The organism is Roseovarius sp. Pro17, assembly GCF_035599575.1.
In the GTDB taxonomy this organism is placed as follows: Bacteria; Pseudomonadota; Alphaproteobacteria; order Rhodobacterales; family Rhodobacteraceae; genus Roseovarius.
Map to the genome: position 1 here is coordinate 520,822 of NZ_CP141179.1, position 18,259 is coordinate 539,080.

An 18,259-nucleotide genomic window follows, 5' to 3' on the forward strand; every position below is an offset into this window, starting at 1 on the left:
CCTCGGAGTATTGCGGGCGGCGCGCATCGCAGCGGCGCCGTGCGTTCGGTAGGGACGGGATACAGGTATTTTCACCAGGAAAAAGCATCTGTCGCCTCAATGCAGGTTGGGCTGATTGCCCTGACCTTTTTCGTCGATCATGTGACCGCGCTTGAACCGATCAAGGCGCATCTCAGCAGCGACAGGGTGGGGTGCATCCTTGGCGATGAGGTGTGCATAGCACCAGCCAGATGCCGGGGTCGCCTTGAACCCGCCATAGCACCAGCCGCCGTTGAAATAGAGTCCGCCGATGTCTGTCTTGTCGATATAGGGCGAGCCGTCCATCGACATGTCCATGATGCCGCCCCAGCTACGTAGCAGGCGTGCGCGTCCGATGATGGGCATGATGGCCATGCCGCCCTCGGCCACGTCCTCGACCACGGGCAGGTTGCCGCGCTGGGCGTAGGAATTATAGCCGTCCAGATCGCCGCCAAAGACGAGGCCGCCCTTGTCGGACTGGCTGACATAGAAATGGCCCGCCCCAAAGGTGATGACGCCGGGGATGACGGGTTTCAGCCCCTCGGTGACGAAGGCTTGCAGGACGTGGGACTCAATCGGCAGGCGCAATCCGGCCTGAGCAGCGACGCGGCCCGAAGAGCCTGCAACGCACATCGCGACCTTCTTGGCGCGGATCGGGCCTCGCGAGGTTTCGACTCCTTTACACACGCCGTTCTCGATCTGAAAGCCGGTGACTTCGCAGTTCTGGATGATGTCGACGCCGCGGGTGTCCGCGCCGCGTGCATAGCCCCATGCGACCGCGTCATGGCGCACCGTGCCGCCGCGCCGCTGAAACAGGCCACCCTTGATCGGGAAACGCGCGTTGTCGAAATCTAGGAACGGGAGTTCGGCGCGCAACTGCTCGGCTGTGGCGTATTCAGCGTCAGCGCCCGCGAGGAACATCGCATTGCCGCGCCGGATAAAAGCATCACGCTGGGCGTCTGAGTGCAGCAGGTTCAGGATCGAACGCTGCGAGATCATCGCGTTGTAGTTGAAGTCCTGCTCAAGATTTTCCCACAGTTTCAGCGACAGCTCGTAAAACGGCTCATTCCCCGGCAGCAGATAGTTTGAGCGGATGATCGTCGTATTGCGACCCACATTGCCGCTGCCGATCCAGCCCTTTTCAAGGACGGCGACATTGGTGATGCCGTGCTCTTTGGCGAGGTAATAGGCGGTAGCAAGGCCGTGACCGCCGCCACCGATGATGATGACATCATAGTCTGCCTTCGGCTCTGGCTCCCGCCAGACGGGCTTCCAGCCCTTGTTGCCGGTCAGACCTTCTTTGAGGATACGGAGTGCGGAGTAGCGCATGGGAAATTCATCCGATTTGTCAGGTTGCGGGCAGCATGGTGGGTTTGCAGCGTTTACACTTTCCTGAAAAGGTCGGATACATGCCTCAAATGGACGCGCGCCCCGATCATCCCCCACCGCCGACGCGAATCGGTGTTCTGCCAATCGCGGATTTTTCCGTGATGTCCTATGCCTCCACGGTGGAGCCTTTGCGCGCGGCCAATTTTCTGGCCGGGCGCGCCCTTTATGAGGTGATCCATGTCGCCCCCGCAACCCAGCCTGTGCGCAGTTCGGGCGCGGCGGTGGTGCCACCCGATGCGCAGGTGGGCGCGGCGCTAAAGCTGGATATGCTGTTCGTCATTGCCGGTGGGGATATCGGTGGGTTTCGCGATCCGGCGCTCTATCGCTGGCTGGCACGTCTGGCGCGTGAAGGGGTGCGGCTGGGCGGCGTTTCGGGCGGGCCGGTCATTCTGGCGCGCGCTGGTTTGATGGCCGGGCGGCGCATGACGCTGCATTGGGAATATGCCGAAGCGTTGGCCGAGCTGTCGCCTGATCTGGCGATCGAACGGTCGTTATACGTGATCGACCGCGACCGCATGACCTGCGCGGGTGGCATCGCACCGCTGGACATGATGCACGCGCTGATCGCGCGCCAGCATGGGGCGCCGTTCGCGCAGCAGGTCAGCGATTGGTTCATGCACACCGATATCCGTCCCTCGGTCGGGCCGCAGCGCGCCGGGCTGGCCGAAAGGGTGGGCAGCCATACACCCGCCATTCTGGATGCCGTCGAAGTGATGGAGAGCCATATCGCCGACCCGCTGGACCTGGGACAGTTGGCGCAAGTCGCCGGGGTATCGCCGCGCCAGTTGAACCGGCTGTTCACCGATCAGCTGGGGACGCCTGCCATGCGCTATTACCGCGCGCTGCGACTGGCCCGCGCGCAGAGCCTGCTGCGCAATTCGGCCCTGCCGCTGACGCAGATCGCACTGGCGACGGGGTTCGCCAACTCATCGCATTTCTCGCGTGTTTATTCGGCGCAGTTCGGGCACGCGCCGTCCAGCTATCGCTGAGGCTTAATTCAGCAAGCCAGCGTGGCGCAGGCCCTTTTCGACCAGCGCCTTGGTCCCGTCAGTAAGAGGGACCAGCGGCGAGCGGACCTCATCACTGCATTTGCCTAGCAGGGACATGGCGTATTTCACGCCAACTAACCCCGGCTCGGTAAAGATAGCGTGATGCAGGGGCATCAGGCGGTCTTGGATTTTCAGCGCCTCGGCGTAGTCGCCCGCAAGGCAGGCGGCTTGTAGATCCGCACACAGCTTGGGCGCTGCGTTGGCTGTGACCGAAATACAGCCCACCCCGCCTTGCGCGTCAAAGCCATGGGCGGTGGCGTCCTCGCCCGAGACCTGAATGAAATCGGGGCCGCAGGTGATGCGCTGTGCGCAGACGCGAGCCAGATCGCCGGTGGCGTCCTTGACCCCGACGATGCGCGGCAGTTTCGCCAGTTCACCCATGGTGGCGGGCGACATGTCGACGGCCGAGCGACCGGGAATGTTGTAGATGATGATCGGAAGGTCGCAGCAATCATGCGCAGCCGTGAAATGCGCGATCAGGCCGGCCTGCGTCGGCCTGTTATAATAGGGCGTCACGACCAGCGCGGCATCGGCGCCGACCTTGTGGGCGTGCTGCATCAGCTCCATCGTCTCGGCTGTATTATTGCTGCCTGCACCCGCAACGATGGGGATGCGGCGAGCGGCGACGCGCACGACCTCTTCGACGACCGCTTTGTGTTCTGAATGGCTCAGCGTCGGGCTCTCGCCGGTGGTGCCGACGGGGACCAGGCCATTGCTGCCCTCTGCGATATGCCATTCAACCAGTTTGCCCAGCGTGTCGAAATCCACCTTGCCGCTTTTCAGGGGCGTGACCAGGGCGGGAAGCGATCCTTTGATCATCATGGACTCCTTAGACAATGCCGGGCGCATCGGCCCGTTAGGTGGACGCGGCTATGGCATGATGCCGCCCGGCGCCCTATGTCGGACGGGTGGACGGCGCATCGGCGCGCGCTTAGGCTGGGGCCGTCTATCCTTCGCCTTGATCGGAAATGCAAGACATGACGCGCCCTCTTTTTACCGCCCTGCTGCTGATCTGCAGCGCCATGCCAGCCCTCGCACAGCCGCCCAGCGCCACCGCCCCGCGCCCGCTTGCCAGTGCCCTCAGCGCTGCTAACGACGGGCGCTGGGCGCGCGCGGCGACGCTTGCGGCGCGTGATGGGCCAGTCGCCGAGACGCTGATCGAATGGACCCGACTGCGCGCCGGGCGTGGCACACTGAAAGAGGTGCTGGCATTTCTTGGCAAACATAGGGATTGGCCTGGCTTGGATCGCATACGCGAGAAATCGAGCGAGGCGTTTGAGGACGCAAGCGATGCGGACATTCTGGCCTTTCACAAGGACGCGCTGCCCGAGACAGGCGCGGGCATGCTGCGTCTTGCCGCCGCGTTGCAGGCGGTCGGCCAGCAGGGCGACGCCGACGCCAGCATCGTGCTGGCATGGCGCAGTTTTGATTTGACTTCAGAAGAGCACGTCGATTTTCTCAACGCTCATGGCCCGCTATTGCAGCCGCACCATGACGCGCGCATGGATATGACGCTGTGGCGCGGCCTCAAGGACAGCGCGATGATGCTGCCGCTGGTCAGCGACAAAATGCGAAAGCGCGCTGATATCCGCCTTATGGCGGCGCGGAGTAGCGCCAGCAACGCCATCGCCAAGATCACCGCGCTTCCCGAAGAGATGCAGCGCAATCCCGGCATCGCGCATGTCCTTTTCGAGCGATATATTAAAACCGACCAGTCCGAAAAGGCGATGACCCTAATACAGCGCCAGAGCCGGATCGAGGATGGCCTCGGCGAGGCGTGGCGCTGGGCGGGATGGCGGCGCAGCTTTGCGCGCCGGATGATGCGCGATGGCGAATATGCGCGCGCTTATGATCTGGCGGCGCATCACCAACTGACCGAGGGCGGCGCGTATTCCGACCTCGAATGGCTGTCGGGCTATCTGGCGCTGCGGTTCCTTGACGACCCCGCTCTGGCACTGGACCATTTCCAACGCCTGCGCGCCGCTGTCGTCACGCCCATTTCGCTGGGCCGCGCGCATTACTGGATAGGCCGCGCGCAGGATGCGCTGGACGATCCCGAGGCAGCGCAAATCGCCTATGCGCAAGGCGCGGGCGAGCAGACCAGCTTTTATGGGCTGCTGGCAGCTGAAAAGGCGGGGATTCCTTTCGACCCGGCGCTGGCCGGCAGTGAGACCATCCCCTCTTGGGAGGATGGGGCGCTTGCCAAGGACGATCTCTTTCAGGCAGCGGCGCTTTTGGCCGCATCGGACCAGTTGACGCTGGCGGAATGGTTCATCAGGGAGTTGGCTGCCACGCTGGATCGCCCCGGACTGGACCAGCTGGGCGCGGCCTTGGGTGATATGGGTCAATCGCATCTCCAGGTCATGCTGGGTAAGGCGGCGGCACAGCGCGGTATCGTGCTGGCGGGGCCGTATTACGCGCTGCATCCGATGCAGGCGATGGACCTGCCCGTGCCGATGGAAATGGCCCTCGCCATCGCCCGCCGCGAGAGCGAGTTCGACCACCTCGTTGTCAGTGGCGCAGGTGCGATGGGGTTGATGCAGGTGCTGCCCGGCACGGCCAGCGACGTCGCGCGCGATCTGGGGATCAAATATGAACGCGCCCGCGTGCTGAGCGATTGGGCCTATAACGCGCGGCTCGGCTCCACCTATCTGGCGCAGATGTCACAGCGCTTTGGGGGCAACGTTGTGATGATCTCGGCGGGTTATAACGCAGGCCCCGCCCGTCCACCGCGGTGGATGTCTGAGCGGGGGGATCCACGCAGCGGCAAAGGCATGAATGGCCTCGACGTGATCGACTGGATCGAGTTCATCCCCTTCGACGAGACGCGCAACTACGTCCAGCGCGTCGCCGAGAGCCTGCCGATCTACCGCGCCCGGTTGGGCAACGATCCGCATCCGGTGCCTTTTAGCGAAGAGCTGACAGGCGCGACCATCCCCTCCAATCTGAGCAATTGATCAAACTGGGCAGTTGATGGTCTGAGCAATCAACGCGCTCTTTCATTGTTCCGAAAATACTCCCGCCGGAGGCGTCCGGATCACGCCAACTTGCGCTGCCGCCAGAGGGTAAAGAGGCCCGCCCCAACCACGATAACAACGCCGATGGCGACATTCGTGCGGACAGTCTCTCCGAATACGGTGACGCCAATAATGGTGACAAAGACCAGTTGCAGATAGGCAAAAGGCTGCACCGCGCTGGCCTCGGCCACCTCGTAGCACTTGATCAGGGTAAAATGCCCCAGCACGCCGGTCAGGCACAGCAGCGACATCCACGCCCAGTCGTGACTTGCCATCGGCTCCCAGAACCAGATTCCGACCGACGTCATGCCCAGCGCGCCCACGATTCCCGTCCAAAAGAAACTGGTCGCCGCCGTGTCGCGGCGCGCGGCATAGCGTGTCAGCAGGCCGTATAGCGCGAACATCAGCGCGCCGATCAGTGGCACGATCGCCGCAGGCTCGAACACGGAGATGCCAGGCTGCAGGATAATGAGAACCCCGACAAAACCGATGCCAATCGCCGTCCAGCGCCGCCAGCCGACATGCTCGCCCAGAACGGGGCCCGAAAGGGCGGCGATCAGCAGCGGATAGCAGGCAAAAACGGCATGCGTTTCGACCAGTCCAAGAACGATGAACGCGGCGACTATAACGCAGATCTCGGTCACCAGCAGCAGCGCGCGAAACCCTTGCAGCAAAGGCTGCGAAGTGCGTGCCGCAGCCCGCAGCCCGCCCGCCTTGCGCGCCGATATGACCACGACGAACAAACCGAAGAACCAGAACCGGATCATGATGACCATATAGACGTTGTATTCGCCCGCCAGATAGCGCGAGAGGCCATCTTGCACCGCAAAGACCAGCGTCGTCGCCAGCATAAGCCAGATGCCGAGCTTGGTGTTCTGTTCGATCATTGTGGCATCCTTGCGCGTGTCATGTGTCTTTTGCGGCCATGCCCCGGCACGCGAGTAACGTCAAATCCGGCATCCGCCAGCCCGCGGCGCACATGGCCCGCCGCGCTATAGCTGGAGGCCGTTCCACACGGCGCGGTATGCGCGGCGACGGCGGCCATCAGCTCAGGCCCCCACAGCTCGGGATTGCGCGCGGGCGAAAATCCGTCGAGGAACCATGCGTCGGCCCGTTCAGGCCATTCAGGCAGGGTGCGGCGTGCGTCGCCGACGATCACCTCAAGCCTTGCGCCATCCCCCAGATCAATCCGGGTCCGCCCCTCGCGCCAGCCGCCCACCAGACGCGCCGCGCGCGCGCCGAACTGAGGGAAAACCGCCAGAGCGCGCGCCATGTCATCTGCGCTGATGGGATAGGCCTCGAACGATGTCAGGTGCAGCGTGCCGGGCGCGCCACAGGCGGCCCATGCCTCGGCCGTTGCCAGCATGTTCAGCCCGGTGCCAAATCCCAGTTCGCTCACGCGGAACCCATCGCAAAAGCGTTCGGGCAGATCGTTACCGTCCAAAAATACGTGCCCGGTCTCTGCCAGCCCATCGTCCAGACTGAAGTAGGGGTCTTCGAAACGGCGCGAGACGGGCACGTCGCCCGGGCGCCAGTCCAGCTCTGCATGCTGGTCCTGCATGGCGCGGTCCTTTATGAGATGGCGCGGATGGCGCGACCATGGAGCGGGTTCAGAGCGATGGCAATGGCCGATGTGACAGTGCGGGGGGCAGGGGTGTTCGGCCTGTCGGTGGCGTGGGCCTGCCTGAAACGCGGCGCCCGTGTGCAGGTGATCGACCCCGCGGGGCCGGGCGGCGGTGCGTCGGGCGGCATCGTTGGCGCACTGGCGCCGCATGTGCCGGAAAACTGGAACGATAAGAAGTCGTTCCAGCTAAGCAGCCTCCTGATGGCCGAAGCGTTCTGGCGTGACGTGGCCGAAGCCTCGGGACGTTCGCCCGGTTACGCGCGCACCGGACGACTGCAACCTCTGCCAGAGGATGGTGCAGGGCTGGCCGAGGCGCGGGGGCAGGGCGCTGAAACGCTCTGGCAGGGACAGGCGGTGTGGGGTGTTGCCAAGGCCAGCGATTTTGCGCATCCGCCGCGCACCGCCAGCGGCTTCGTCATCCACGACACACTCAGCGCGCGCGTGCATCCTGCGCAGGCTTGCGCGGGGCTGGCCGCCGCGATCACTGCGCGCGGGGGGCGCATCGTTGCCGAGGGCACGGACGAGGGGCAGGTGCTCTGGGCCACCGGCTCAGCGGACCTCGCTGAACTGAACGCAGCTCATCACCGACAGGTTGGCACGCCAATCAAGGGGCAGGCGGCGCTGCTGGACTTTGCAATGCCGCAGCATCCGCAGATCTTTGCTGGCGGTGTGCATATCGTGCCGCATGACGATGGGACCACTGCTATAGGGTCGACGACCGAGCGTGAATTTGACGATCTTGCCACCGATGCGCAGCTGGACGCCGTCATCGCCGCTGCCCGCACCGCGCTGCCCGCGTTGGAAGGCGCGCGCGTGATCCAGCGCTGGGCGGGTCTGCGCCCGCGTGCGCGCAGCCGCGCCCCTATGCTGGGCGCGCATCCGCTGCATCCCGGCCAGTTCATCGCCAATGGTGGGTTCAAGATCGGCTTTGGCATGGCCCCCAAGGTGGGCGAGGTCATGGCCGATTTAATGCTGGAGGGGCAGGCCGACATTCCCCTCAGTTTTCGCCCCGAAGCGTCGATGTAGGGAGGGGTTCGATGCGCGCGCATGATATGATTCTGACTCCGACCGGCCTGCGCTATCGCGGGCGGCGCTATCCCTGCACCATCGGGCGCGGCGGTCTTAGCGCGGCCAAGCGCGAGGGTGACGGCGCGACGCCCGTCGGCACGCACCACATCGTCATGACACTCTACCGCCCCGATCGCATCGCGTGCCCCGCCCCGTGGGCGCGACCGATCCTGCCGGGCGATCTTTGGTCGGATGCCAGTGACGATCCCTCCTACAATCAATTGGTGCGCGCACCCTACGCCCCCAGCCATGAGGCCCTGCGCCGGGCTGATCCGCTATATGATCTGGTGCTGGTCACCGACTGGAACTGGCCGAATAGTGTAACGGGCGCGGGATCTTGCATTTTCATGCACCAATGGCGCCGCCCCGGCTATCCGACCGAAGGCTGCGTGGCGTTGAAACGCAGCCATTTGCACGATTTGGCCAGCGAAATTATGCCGGGAACCCGTCTAATCGTGTTAAATCGGTAATCTTTGTCGCAAAACTATTGCATACGTCGGTATTCTTTTGCGTAAGATGTTCTATCTGCGTAAAAGCCTATTAAAACGCAGGCCTATTAAAACGCAGGAATGGGATACCTATGGCAAAATTCGATTTGAAGTCACTCAGTGTGCAGGAATTGAAATCCCTGCAAAAGAAAGTGGACCGGGAAATGGCCGGTCGAGACAAACGGCAGCGCAAGGACGCGCTGAGCGCGGTCAAGGAAAAGGCCAAGCAACTTGGCTATTCGCTAGACGATCTGGTGGGCTCGAGCGGCGCGGTCAAACCGACCGGCACGAGCCCCAAGCCCAAGTCACGCGCGCCCGCAGCGCCGAAATACCGCAGCAAGGACGATCCTGCTCTGACATGGAGCGGTCGAGGCCGTCCGCCGCGCTGGATCAAGGCGGCGCAAGATAAAGGCGTCGACATCGAAACGATGCGCATCGCCGACTAAGCGCTAGCTGAATACTTTTCTTTCCGAGAAAGGCGTAGCAGTTTCCTGCTGCGCCTTTTTCATTGGATAGTAATCCAGGCGCTATCCCGGAACGATTTACTCGTAATCGCGTTCACCAAAAATGGCACTGCCGACGCGGATATGTGTGGCGCCCTGCGCGATTGCACTCTCAAAATCGTTGCTCATGCCCATCGACAGGCCGCTCAGATCGTTGCGTTTGGCGATTTTGGCCAGCAGTGCAAAATGCAGGCTGGGTTCCTCATCCGCAGGCGGGATGCACATCAGCCCTTTGACGGGCAACTCCAGCGCGCGGCATTCGGCGATGAAGGCGTCGGCATCCTTTGGCGCGACGCCGGCCTTTTGCTCTTCCTCGCCCGTATTCACTTGCAGGAAGATGTCCGGGCAATGCCCTTCCTCATCCGCGATACGCGCAATGGTCTTGGCCAGTTTGGACCGGTCGACGGAATGGATGCACTGAAAAAGGTCAAATGACTGGCGGACCTTGTTTGATTGCAATGGGCCGATCAGGTGCAAATCGATTCCCTCATAGGCCTCGCGAAACGCGGGCCATTTGCCCTCGGCCTCCTGCACTCGGTTCTCGCCAAAGATGCGGTGGCCTTCCTTTAAAACCGCCTCGACGCGGTCGTTCGGCTGCACCTTGGACACTGCGATCAGCTGCACACAGCCGGGGCTGCGCCCTGCGGCGGCGATGGCGGCGTCGATGCGGGCGGTGATGTCGGGCAGGCTCATGACGGGCTCTCGGACTGGGGCAATTGGGCCTTCAGTTAATCACCCCGTCGCAGGGATGCAAAGCGGCATCGGGCGCGCTGTCTTTTGTGCCGCGCAAACACCTTGCCCCACCGGCGCGCGTTGGTTACTAGAGGGTCAGGCAATTTCGGACGGTAACATGATGCTTCTTTCGGTAAAACGCGCTGGCTGCGCTCTCGCGGCACTGGTGTTTCTCGGGGCTTGCGGCGATGAGCCGCCGAAATTCGATCCCAATGCGGTCGTCGTCGAAGGCGGCAAAGAGGCGAAAGGCGCTCAGCGCGTCAATTCGGGCACCAGCATTCTGGACATCTTTCGCGGCAAGGATGCTGGCGTAAAGGTCAATCGCTTTCTCTGGACCGCGTCGCTGCAAGTGCTTGATTTCCTGCCCATCCAATCTGCCGATCCGTTCACCGGTGTTATCTCGACCGGTTATGGTGTGCCACCGGGTGGCGGACGCGCGTATCGCGCGACGATCCTGATCAGCGATCCGGCACTGGATGCTCGCTCGCTCAACGTGTCGCTATCTACGCAGGCTGGCCCGGTCGATGCCGGAACCCGCCGCGCCGTCGAAGACGCGATCCTGTCGCGCGCCCGGCAGTTGCGTATTCAGGCTGGTAAATACTGATAAACCGATCATTTAACGCGTCGTGCAAGCGTCGGCCCGCAGGCTAACGCATTTGATGCGGCGCGGTGGGCGTGTCGTTGCCCGCATTGCCGAGCTGTAGCGGCGCCACCCGGCAGATCCCGGCGTGCAAGGTGGGCCGCTAGACTACCGGCGGCATCTGCATCACCTCATCCACCCAGGCGAGCTGTCTTGGCAGGCAGATGTGCTTTAGATCATAGTTCCGGACCATTAGCTCGCGTGCAGCCTTGCCCAACCGGGCGCGGGCGTCGGCGTCGTCCAGCAGGTCGCACACTTCGCGCACCAGCCCCTCGCGATCAAAGAAATCCACCAGCCGACCGGTCTGGTCATGCGTGATCACTTCGCGCACCGGTGCCGTGTCGCTGGCGACGATGGCCGCGCCGCAGGACATCGCCTCCATCAGCGACCAGCTCAGCACGAACGGATAGGTCAGATAGACATGCACCCGGCTAATTTGCAGGATGCGCGTGAAGTCGGCATGCGGGATGCGGGCCAGGAAATGCACGCGGCGCCAATCCTCGGGGCTGATTTGGTCGGCCACCTCGTCACGATAGATCTGCTTCCATGTCTGCCCCTTGGGCGGCGGGCCGCCATAACTGACCTCGTCTCCGCCGACGATGATGACACGTGCATTTGGCCGCGCGCGCAGCAGGTCCGGTAGAGCGCGCATGAATATATGATAGCCGCGATATGGCTCGAGGTTGCGATTGACGAAGGTCACGATCTCGGTCTCGCGGGTGTATTCGGGATGGCCCTTCAGCTTTAGCGCGACGGTAGGGTCGGGGGACGACCATGTCGTGTCGATCCCGTCATGGCACACGGTGATGCGATCCCTGAATTCGGGCGGGAACGTATCGGCCTGAAACGCCGTCGGGCTGATCCCGGCCTCGGCGCGCGGGAAATGCAGGTGGTTGCCGAGGTTCTTGATCCGGATGCGCAGCGGTTGCACCTCGGGTTCGCGCGCGCGGAATTCAGGGTCGAAATCCAGATGTGGATAACCCGCCTCGTGATAAAGTTCGCAATAGAGCGCCAGGCGCGCCTCGGGCCACAGATCGCGCAGGAACATCGATTCGCCCCAGCCGGGATGCGCGAGGATCAGATCGGGCGCATATCCCTCATCCGCCAGTGCTCGCGCCGCGCGCCAGCACGCCTCGCCGCGCGTCACCTTGGTATCCAGATCCGTCAGCCAGGGATGCACGCTCTGCGCGGCGCGTTTTGGCAGGTCATAGGGCAGGATGCGCATGTTTTTCCACGTGACCGCTTTGTCCACCTTTAGCGTCAGCGCCGTGCATTCATGCCCGCGCGCGGCCAGTTCCGGGGCCAGATGCTTGAACTGGCCGGGAAAATTCTGGTGGATAAAGAGGATTTTCATGTGGCGTGCCTGCCTTACGTCGTCTGGGACGGTTATAGGCAGCGCCTGCGCGCCTGCAAACCCTTGGATTTTTGCGCGGCCCCACTGGACGCTGCACGCCGTGCGCCCTATCACCTCAGCCAACGCTATTGCCCTGAAAGATGCCGCCATGCCCCGCTATTCCGCCGCCGAAATCGAAGCCAACTGGCAAAAAGCCTGGGACGAGGCCGGAATTTTCCGCGCCGAGCCTGATCCCACGAAGCCCAAATACTACGTGCTGGAGATGTTTCCCTACCCCTCGGGGCGTATTCATATGGGTCATGTGCGCAACTACACGATGGGCGACGTTATCGCGCGACACAAGCTGGCGACAGGGCACAACGTGCTGCATCCGTTTGGTTGGGATGCCTTCGGCTTGGCTGCCGAGAATGCCGCAATCGAAAAAGGCATTCATCCAGCGAAGTGGACCTACCAAAACATCGAGGACATGAAAGCCCAGATGAAACCGCTGGGCATTTCTCACGACTGGTCGCGTGAAATTGCGACTTGTCACCCCGAATACTATCGGCACCAGCAAGCAATGTTCCTCGACATGCTTGAGGCCGGGCTGGTCTATCGCAAGAACGCTATGGTCAACTGGGATCCGGTCGACATGACCGTGCTGGCGAACGAGCAGGTCGAGAACGGGCGCGGCTGGCGATCAGGCGCCGAGGTCGAGCGGCGCGAACTGACGCAGTGGTTCTTTGCCATTTCCGACATGGCCGAGGAATTGCTTGAGGCGCTCGATACGCTGGACGACTGGCCCGCCAAGGTGCGGCTGATGCAGGAAAACTGGATCGGCAAATCGCGCGGTCTGCAATTCGCCTTTGGCCTGAATGACGGCCCCGAGAATTTCGACCGGATCGAGGTCTATACCACGCGGCCCGACACGCTGATGGGCGCGAGCTTTGTCGGCATTTCGCCCGACCATCCACTGGCCAAGCAGTTGGAAAAGGACAATGCCGATCTGGCCGCGTTCAATGCCGAATGCCGCAAGGGTGGCACGACCGAAGAGGCGCTGGAAAAGGCCGAAAAGCGTGGCTTTGATACCGGTCTAACCGTGCGCCACCCCTTTGATACGTCTTGGGAATTGCCGGTTTATGTCGCCAATTTCATCCTTATGGATTACGGCACCGGCGCGATTTTCGGTGTGCCTGCGCATGACCATCGCGATTTCGACTTTGCTGCCAAATATGGCCTGCCGATCATTCCGGCCTTTCTGCCGTCCGAGGATGCAGACCCGCACCTGACCGAGGCTTATGTCCCGCCCAAGACCGAGCCGGTCCACTACGTCAGCAGCTTTGCGGGCGGGACGTGGCAGACCGGCGCCGATGCCATTGATGCGACTATCGACTTTTGCGAGGCCAATGGTGTCGGACACGGCGTGACCAAGTTCCGCCTGCGCGACTGGGGCCTGAGCCGCCAGCGCTATTGGGGATGCCCGATCCCGGTCGTGCACTGCGACGCCTGCGGTGTTGTCCCTGAGAAAAAGGAAAACCTGCCGATCCGCCTGCCGGATGACGTGACGTTCGATGTTCCCGGCAATCCGCTGGACCGCCATCCGACCTGGCGTCAGACAGCTTGCCCAAAATGCGGTGGCGAGGCCCGACGCGAGACGGACACGATGGACACGTTCGTCGACAGCTCGTGGTATTTCGTGCGCTTTACCGCGCCGCGCGCTGACACCCCCACCGATCTGGCGGCGGCGGACTATTGGATGAACGTCGATCAGTATATCGGCGGGGTCGAACACGCGATTCTGCACCTGCTCTACAGCCGCTTTTTCGCCCGTGCGATGCAGATCACCGGCCATTTGCCGAAAACTGCTGTGGAGCCATTCAATGCGCTCTTCACCCAAGGGATGGTGACGCATGAGATCTATCAGACGGCAGGTTCGAATGGCCGCCCGGTGTATCACCTGCCCGAAGATGTGAGCGATGGCAAGCTGAGCGACGGCACGCAGGTTGAAATCGTCCCATCCGCCAAGATGTCGAAATCAAAGAAAAACGTCGTCGATCCCATTGGTATCATCGACGCTTACGGCGCCGACACCGCCCGCTGGTTTGTCCTGTCCGATAGCCCGCCCGAGCGGGATGTCGAATGGACCGCCGCCGGGGCCGAGGCTGCGCATAAACACCTCGCGCGGGTCTGGCGCATAGTGTCCGAGATCGCGGAGGGGTCCGAGGATGGCACGCCGCAGGCAGATGAGGCGTTGCTGCGCGACATGCACAAGGCGATCCATGACGTCAGCGGCGGGGTGGAATCGTTTGGCTTTAACGCAGCGATTGCGCGGCTATATGCCTTTACCGCCACGCTGGCGAAAAGCGATGCTGGCAGCGCGGCCAAACGCGAGGCCGCGCGCACGCTGGCGCAGCTGATGTCGCCCATGACCCCGCATTTGGCCGAAGAACTGTGGCACTTGCTGGGCGGTGAGGGTCTGATCGCGACCGCGCCGTGGCCGGTGGCGGATGCTGCGATGATGATCGACGATACCATTACACTGCCCGTCCAGATCAACGGCAAGCGGCGCACAGAAATTCAGGTGCCGCAGGATATGGCCAAGGACGAGGTTGAAAAAATCGCGCTGGCAAGTGATGCTGTGCAGCGAGCGCTGGATGGGGCCCAGCCCAAGAAGGTCATCGTCGTCCCCGGACGGATCGTCAATGTCGTTGTTTAGTAGGCGCATATTCTGCTTCGGCCTGTTCGCCGCTCTTCCGGCTTGCGGGTTCACGCCTGTCTATGGGCCGGGCGGCGCTGGCAGCGCGCTGCAAAATGCGGTGCTGGTCGACACGCCCATCACGCGCGAAGATTACTTGCTGACCCGTGAGCTGGAAACGCGGCTGGGGCGCGCCAATCCGGGGCGCTATGGTCTTAGCTATTCAATCACGGTCGGCTCGGAATCCGTCGCGATTTCAAAAGACAACGTGACCGCGCGCTATAACCTCTTGGGCAACGCCACGTTTGCGCTGCGCGATCTGGATACGCTGGCGGTTATCACCAGCGGCAAGGCCAGCAATTTCACCGGCTATTCCGCCTCCGGATCGACCGTGGCGACGCAGGCGGCCGAGCGTGATGCGCGCGAGCGGCTGATGATCATCCTTGCAAATCAGATTATCACTCAGCTGGTCGTGGCTACGCCTGCCTCAGGCCTATGAAACTCACCGCCCGCGATGCGCCCGGCTACTTTGCGCGGCCCGACCCTGCGCGCACCGGCCTCTTGATCTTTGGCGCTGACGCCATGCGCATCGCGCTGCGCCGTGCCGAGGTGATCGCGGCCCTTGTTGGTCCTACCGGCGATGAGGAAATGCGCGTGACCCGCATGCCAGCGCCAGAACTGCGCAAGGACCCTGCGCGCCTTAATGACGCGGTTAAGGCAGCCAGTTTCTTTCCCGGCCCGCGCGTTGCCTTTGTCGAGGATGCGACCGAGGCGATGGCAGCGCCCATCCTTGCCGCAATCGAGGATTGGCGTGAGGGTGACGCGCAAATCATCGTGACGGCGGGCCAGCTAAAGCCGACGTCAAAGCTGCGCAAGGCTTTCGAGAACCACAAGAATGCCTACGCCGCCGCGATCTACGACGATCCGCCCAGCCGGGCCGAAATTGAGGCGATGCTGGCCTCATCGGGGCTAAAGAACATCGGGCAGGAGGCGCTGCGCGATCTGAATGATCTGGGCCGCGCGCTGGACCCCGGTGATTTTCGCCAGACCGTGGACAAGTTGTCGCTGTATAAACTGAACGACGACACCCCCGTATCGCCTGAGGATGTCACCGCCTGCGCCCCTGCCTCGGTCGAGGCGGATCTGGATGACGTGCTGCACATCGTTGCCGAGGCGCGCTCGGGCGAGATCGGGCCGATCATGAAGCGGCTGCGTGCCCAAGGGGTGCAACCCGTGGGCCTGTGCATTGCCGCATCACGCCATTTTCGCACACTGTACACTGCCGCATCAGACCCCGGCGGCGTGTCGCAAGGCATCTCGCGAATGCGCCCGCCGGTCTTTGGCCCGCGCCGCGACAGGATGCAGCGACAGGCGCAGGCATGGGGCGCGGCCAATCTGGAGGCAGCGCTGAGCCTGTTGACGGAAACCGATCTGGCCTTGCGCTCGGCCAATCAGACCGCACCGCAGATGGCACTGGTCGAACGGGCGCTGATCCGGCTGGCGATGCTGGCGGGGCGTTAGCTTGTTGCCAAATAGGCCTTAGCCCTCGCCCTTCATCGAATCTTCGACCATTGCAAAGAACTCGGTGCTGGTCATGCGGGTGTGATCGCCTTCCAGCGCATAGCCGTCCGGCTTGGCGTCGATGAACAACTCTCCGGTCAGCGGAATGCCACCCGGATCGTCCAGCGCGCCCAAATTTAGGTAGAATGTGCCGTGCTGCGGACCCGGCGCGACGAAGCGATAATATAGCCCGCTGCCACATGCCGTGCAAAACGCTCGCTCGCCCCACTCGGACGAAGCATAGGTCTTGATGGTATCGCCCGCATCCACGGTCAGCCCGTCCGGCGGCACTTCGACCGCCATAGCAATGCCACCCGACCACTTGCGGCACATTCCGCAATGGCAGGCGTACGTTTCGGCGATTGGCGTAGTGACGGTAAACTTGGCGGCGCCGCACAGGCAAGATCCGGTGTGGTGCATGTTCAACTCCTTCACTGGTGCGGTCATCCGCGCATATTGTTTGAAGGCAAGTTTGGCAGGAACGGTGCGGCGCGGCAAACTCAGGATGGGCGATTATTCGCTAATGTTGACGGCCTCGTCCGGCTGCGCCTCGGGTGCGCTGTCTGTTTGTGGTTCGGGCGGCGTTTCTTGCTGGGCAGTTCCATCTTCGGGGCTTTCAGTGGCGCTCTCGGGTTCGTTAGCAACTGCGCCCTCTTCCAGCCCCAGCGCGCCATTTTGCCAATTGCCGCTGTCCTCCTCGCCCGAGGCGTAGCGCATGGTGCCGGCACCCTGCCGCTTGCCGTCGACAAAAAGGCCCTCGTAGACGTCGCCATTGGCATAGGTCGCAATGCCCTTGCCGTTGATCTCGCCGTCTTTCCATTCGCCCTCATAGGTAAAGCCGTCGGGCATCTCGATCTTGCCCTGACCGTCGCGCTGACCGCCAGTAAAGCCGCCGGTATAGACCGTGCCATCTGGATAGGTGGCGGTGCCGGTGCCTTGGCGCTCGCCCTCTACCCAGTCGCCCTCGTAGCGGTAGCCGTCGGCATAGGTCATGACGCCGCGCCCGTGATTGCGCGCATTTTTGAACATGCCCTCATAGACCAACCCGCTGGGATAGGTGGCGCGCCCTTGACCCTCGATCACGCCATCTGTCCATTGGCCCTCGTAGGTGGCGCCGTCGGGATAGGTGATCTGACCCTCGCCATTTGCCAGATCGTCGCGAAAATCGCCCTCATAGACCGACCCGTCGGGATAGGTCACGCGCCCCTTACCCGAGATTTTACCGGCCACCCAACTGCCCGTATATACATAGCCATCCGTGCCGGTGAAGGTGCCCTGACCGTCGCGCTTGTCATCCGCGAATTCGCCCTCATAGACGTCGCCGCCCTCATAGACGACGCGGCCTGTTCCGTCGCGGCGACCTGCAACCAGATCGCCCTCATAGACATCGCCGCCGGGCTGCGTCAGCTTGCCCTTGCCGTCGATCTGCCCGTCCTTCCAGAGGCCGGAATAGATCAGCCCGTCGGGCATGGTCAGTGTGCCGGTGCCGTCGCGCGTGCCGCGGCTGACTTCGCCATCGTAGGTGGCGCCATCGGGATAGGTGATGTTTGCGCTGCCGTCCTTGACGCCCTCGCTCCAGTCACCTTCATAAATATAGCCGCCCGGTGAGGTCATCGTGCCGCGCCCGTGGTGCATGGCGTTTAGGAATTCGCCCTCATAGCGCACGCCGTTGGCATAGACGGCGACGCCGCGCCCGGTGATCTTGCCGTTGACCCAGCCGCCCTCGTAGGTGCCGCCATCGGTAAAGACGATCATGCCCACGCCGTTCGGCTTGCCCAGCGCGAATTCGCCCTCATAGACCGATCCGTTGGGAAAGCGGGCGGTGCCCTTGCCCTTGATCTCGCCTTCTTGCCAGTCGCCGGTATATTCATAGCCGTTGGGCAGGGTGTAAGTGCCGGTGCCGTGCTGAAGCCCGTCCTTGAACGTGCCCTCATAGACGCCGCCATCGTCGTATTGCTTGGTCTGGATCGCGCCGTCCTGCGCCGCTGCGCTGGTGGCCGTGGCACTGGCGGCCAGCGCCAACGAGGCTGCGAAAACGATCGATCGTGTCAAGATGGTTGCCATGCTCTGCCTCGAATGCCTTTGGCCGCGCTCGTGCGCGGCCTTTGCGCAAAGTTAGTGGACCGACCCCATCGGGGCAACG

At 62.7% G+C, this 18,259-nt stretch carries 17 protein-coding genes; 9 read left to right on the plus strand and 8 right to left on the minus strand.

Features of this window, described 5'->3' with window-relative positions; translation table 11 throughout:
* Positions 1 to 96 precede the first annotated feature (96 nt).
* Entirely contained in the window at positions 97 to 1,347 is a 1,251-nt protein-coding gene (locus U3654_RS02560; protein ID WP_324753795.1) for a sarcosine oxidase subunit beta family protein, read from the minus strand.
* An 80-nt stretch (positions 1,348 to 1,427) separates the two neighbouring features.
* Here U3654_RS02560 and U3654_RS02565 point away from each other — a divergent pair, with 80 nt between their 5' ends.
* Positions 1,428 to 2,396: a GlxA family transcriptional regulator gene (locus U3654_RS02565; RefSeq protein WP_324753796.1), complete on the plus strand. Its 969-nt coding sequence runs from the start codon at positions 1,428 to 1,430 to the stop codon at positions 2,394 to 2,396.
* Between the two features lie 3 nt (positions 2,397 to 2,399).
* Here the strand turns inward: U3654_RS02565 and dapA are convergent, their stop codons facing one another.
* Positions 2,400 to 3,275, minus strand: coding sequence for a 4-hydroxy-tetrahydrodipicolinate synthase (gene dapA, locus U3654_RS02570; protein ID WP_324755208.1), 876 nt, complete (start codon positions 3,273 to 3,275; stop codon positions 2,400 to 2,402).
* 158 nt (positions 3,276 to 3,433) lie between these two features.
* Between dapA and U3654_RS02575 the strand changes: the two genes are divergently transcribed.
* Positions 3,434 to 5,413, plus strand: coding sequence for a lytic transglycosylase domain-containing protein (locus U3654_RS02575; RefSeq protein ID WP_324753797.1), 1,980 nt, complete (start codon positions 3,434 to 3,436; stop codon positions 5,411 to 5,413).
* Between the two features lie 80 nt (positions 5,414 to 5,493).
* Here the strand turns inward: U3654_RS02575 and U3654_RS02580 are convergent, their stop codons facing one another.
* Positions 5,494 to 6,360 carry a DMT family transporter gene (locus U3654_RS02580; RefSeq protein ID WP_324753798.1) on the minus strand — a complete coding sequence of 289 codons (867 nt, stop codon included), beginning with the start codon at positions 6,358 to 6,360 and terminating at the stop codon, positions 5,494 to 5,496.
* Positions 6,357 to 7,034 carry a tRNA (5-methylaminomethyl-2-thiouridine)(34)-methyltransferase MnmD gene (gene mnmD / locus U3654_RS02585; RefSeq protein ID WP_324753799.1) on the minus strand — a complete coding sequence of 226 codons (678 nt, stop codon included), beginning with the start codon at positions 7,032 to 7,034 and terminating at the stop codon, positions 6,357 to 6,359. Before mnmD ends, U3654_RS02580 begins: the two co-directional genes overlap by 4 nt.
* 63 nt (positions 7,035 to 7,097) lie before the next feature.
* On the opposite strand from mnmD, the gene U3654_RS02590 reads away from it, so the two are divergent.
* The 3 genes from U3654_RS02590 (at position 7,098) to U3654_RS02600 (ending at position 9,099) form a co-directional block, all read left to right on the plus strand.
* On the plus strand, positions 7,098 to 8,123 hold the full coding sequence (locus U3654_RS02590; protein ID WP_324753800.1) for an FAD-binding oxidoreductase: 1,026 nt from the start codon (positions 7,098 to 7,100) through the stop codon (positions 8,121 to 8,123).
* Between the two features lie 11 nt (positions 8,124 to 8,134).
* Positions 8,135 to 8,635, plus strand: a complete 501-nt coding sequence (locus U3654_RS02595) for a L,D-transpeptidase family protein (protein WP_324753801.1) — start codon at positions 8,135 to 8,137, stop codon at positions 8,633 to 8,635.
* Between the two features lie 110 nt (positions 8,636 to 8,745).
* The gene (locus tag U3654_RS02600; protein WP_324753802.1) at positions 8,746 to 9,099 is read left to right on the plus strand and encodes an H-NS histone family protein; all 354 of its coding nucleotides are present in this window, start codon (positions 8,746 to 8,748) and stop codon (positions 9,097 to 9,099) included.
* Positions 9,100 to 9,195: 96 nt separating this feature from the next.
* Here the strand turns inward: U3654_RS02600 and U3654_RS02605 are convergent, their stop codons facing one another.
* On the minus strand, positions 9,196 to 9,849 hold the full coding sequence (locus U3654_RS02605) for a YggS family pyridoxal phosphate-dependent enzyme (protein WP_324753803.1): 654 nt from the start codon (positions 9,847 to 9,849) through the stop codon (positions 9,196 to 9,198).
* A gap of 157 nt (positions 9,850 to 10,006) precedes the next feature.
* Between U3654_RS02605 and U3654_RS02610 the strand changes: the two genes are divergently transcribed.
* Positions 10,007 to 10,492, plus strand: coding sequence for a DUF3576 domain-containing protein (locus U3654_RS02610; RefSeq protein ID WP_324753804.1), 486 nt, complete (start codon positions 10,007 to 10,009; stop codon positions 10,490 to 10,492).
* 139 nt (positions 10,493 to 10,631) lie between these two features.
* Here U3654_RS02610 and U3654_RS02615 read toward each other — a convergent pair whose 3' ends face one another.
* Positions 10,632 to 11,882, minus strand: a complete 1,251-nt coding sequence (locus U3654_RS02615) for a glycosyltransferase (protein ID WP_324753805.1) — start codon at positions 11,880 to 11,882, stop codon at positions 10,632 to 10,634.
* Positions 11,883 to 12,030: 148 nt separating this feature from the next.
* Between U3654_RS02615 and leuS the strand changes: the two genes are divergently transcribed.
* From leuS to holA, 3 genes are read left to right on the plus strand one after another with little or no spacing between them, the layout of a single operon-like run.
* Positions 12,031 to 14,577 (plus strand): leucine--tRNA ligase, encoded by a 2,547-nt coding sequence (leuS, locus tag U3654_RS02620; protein WP_324753806.1) that lies wholly within the window; start codon positions 12,031 to 12,033, stop codon positions 14,575 to 14,577.
* Positions 14,564 to 15,055, plus strand: a complete 492-nt coding sequence (gene lptE / locus U3654_RS02625; protein ID WP_324753807.1) for an LPS assembly lipoprotein LptE — start codon at positions 14,564 to 14,566, stop codon at positions 15,053 to 15,055. The genes leuS and lptE overlap by 14 nt, the downstream gene beginning before the upstream one ends.
* On the plus strand, positions 15,052 to 16,077 hold the full coding sequence (gene holA / locus U3654_RS02630) for a DNA polymerase III subunit delta (protein ID WP_324753808.1): 1,026 nt from the start codon (positions 15,052 to 15,054) through the stop codon (positions 16,075 to 16,077). The genes lptE and holA overlap by 4 nt, the downstream gene beginning before the upstream one ends.
* A gap of 18 nt (positions 16,078 to 16,095) precedes the next feature.
* On the opposite strand, the gene U3654_RS02635 is transcribed toward holA, so the two are convergent.
* Together U3654_RS02635 and U3654_RS02640 are read right to left on the minus strand one after the other, a co-directional pair.
* Positions 16,096 to 16,536, minus strand: a complete 441-nt coding sequence (locus U3654_RS02635; RefSeq protein WP_324753809.1) for a GFA family protein — start codon at positions 16,534 to 16,536, stop codon at positions 16,096 to 16,098.
* A 93-nt stretch (positions 16,537 to 16,629) separates the two neighbouring features.
* Positions 16,630 to 18,180: a 2-isopropylmalate synthase gene (locus tag U3654_RS02640; RefSeq protein WP_324753810.1), complete on the minus strand. Its 1,551-nt coding sequence runs from the start codon at positions 18,178 to 18,180 to the stop codon at positions 16,630 to 16,632.
* Between the last annotated feature and the right edge of the window lie 79 nt (positions 18,181 to 18,259).

Bases quoted from the DNA above. Each gene is read 5' to 3' on its own strand.
- U3654_RS02560 (WP_324753795.1), bottom strand. From the start codon at position 1,347: ATGCGCTACTCCGCACTCCGTATCCTCAAAGAAGGTCTGACCGGCAAC.
- U3654_RS02565 (WP_324753796.1), top strand. From the start codon at position 1,428: ATGCCTCAAATGGACGCGCGCCCCGATCATCCCCCACCGCCGACGCGA.
- dapA (WP_324755208.1), bottom strand. From the start codon at position 3,275: ATGATCAAAGGATCGCTTCCCGCCCTGGTCACGCCCCTGAAAAGCGGC.
- U3654_RS02575 (WP_324753797.1), top strand. From the start codon at position 3,434: ATGACGCGCCCTCTTTTTACCGCCCTGCTGCTGATCTGCAGCGCCATG.
- U3654_RS02580 (WP_324753798.1), bottom strand. From the start codon at position 6,360: ATGATCGAACAGAACACCAAGCTCGGCATCTGGCTTATGCTGGCGACG.
- mnmD (WP_324753799.1), bottom strand. From the start codon at position 7,034: ATGCAGGACCAGCATGCAGAGCTGGACTGGCGCCCGGGCGACGTGCCC.
- U3654_RS02590 (WP_324753800.1), top strand. From the start codon at position 7,098: ATGGCCGATGTGACAGTGCGGGGGGCAGGGGTGTTCGGCCTGTCGGTG.
- U3654_RS02595 (WP_324753801.1), top strand. From the start codon at position 8,135: ATGCGCGCGCATGATATGATTCTGACTCCGACCGGCCTGCGCTATCGC.
- U3654_RS02600 (WP_324753802.1), top strand. From the start codon at position 8,746: ATGGCAAAATTCGATTTGAAGTCACTCAGTGTGCAGGAATTGAAATCC.
- U3654_RS02605 (WP_324753803.1), bottom strand. From the start codon at position 9,849: ATGAGCCTGCCCGACATCACCGCCCGCATCGACGCCGCCATCGCCGCC.
- U3654_RS02610 (WP_324753804.1), top strand. From the start codon at position 10,007: ATGATGCTTCTTTCGGTAAAACGCGCTGGCTGCGCTCTCGCGGCACTG.
- U3654_RS02615 (WP_324753805.1), bottom strand. From the start codon at position 11,882: ATGAAAATCCTCTTTATCCACCAGAATTTTCCCGGCCAGTTCAAGCAT.
- leuS (WP_324753806.1), top strand. From the start codon at position 12,031: ATGCCCCGCTATTCCGCCGCCGAAATCGAAGCCAACTGGCAAAAAGCC.
- lptE (WP_324753807.1), top strand. From the start codon at position 14,564: ATGTCGTTGTTTAGTAGGCGCATATTCTGCTTCGGCCTGTTCGCCGCT.
- holA (WP_324753808.1), top strand. From the start codon at position 15,052: ATGAAACTCACCGCCCGCGATGCGCCCGGCTACTTTGCGCGGCCCGAC.
- U3654_RS02635 (WP_324753809.1), bottom strand. From the start codon at position 16,536: ATGCACCACACCGGATCTTGCCTGTGCGGCGCCGCCAAGTTTACCGTC.
- U3654_RS02640 (WP_324753810.1), bottom strand. From the start codon at position 18,180: ATGGCAACCATCTTGACACGATCGATCGTTTTCGCAGCCTCGTTGGCG.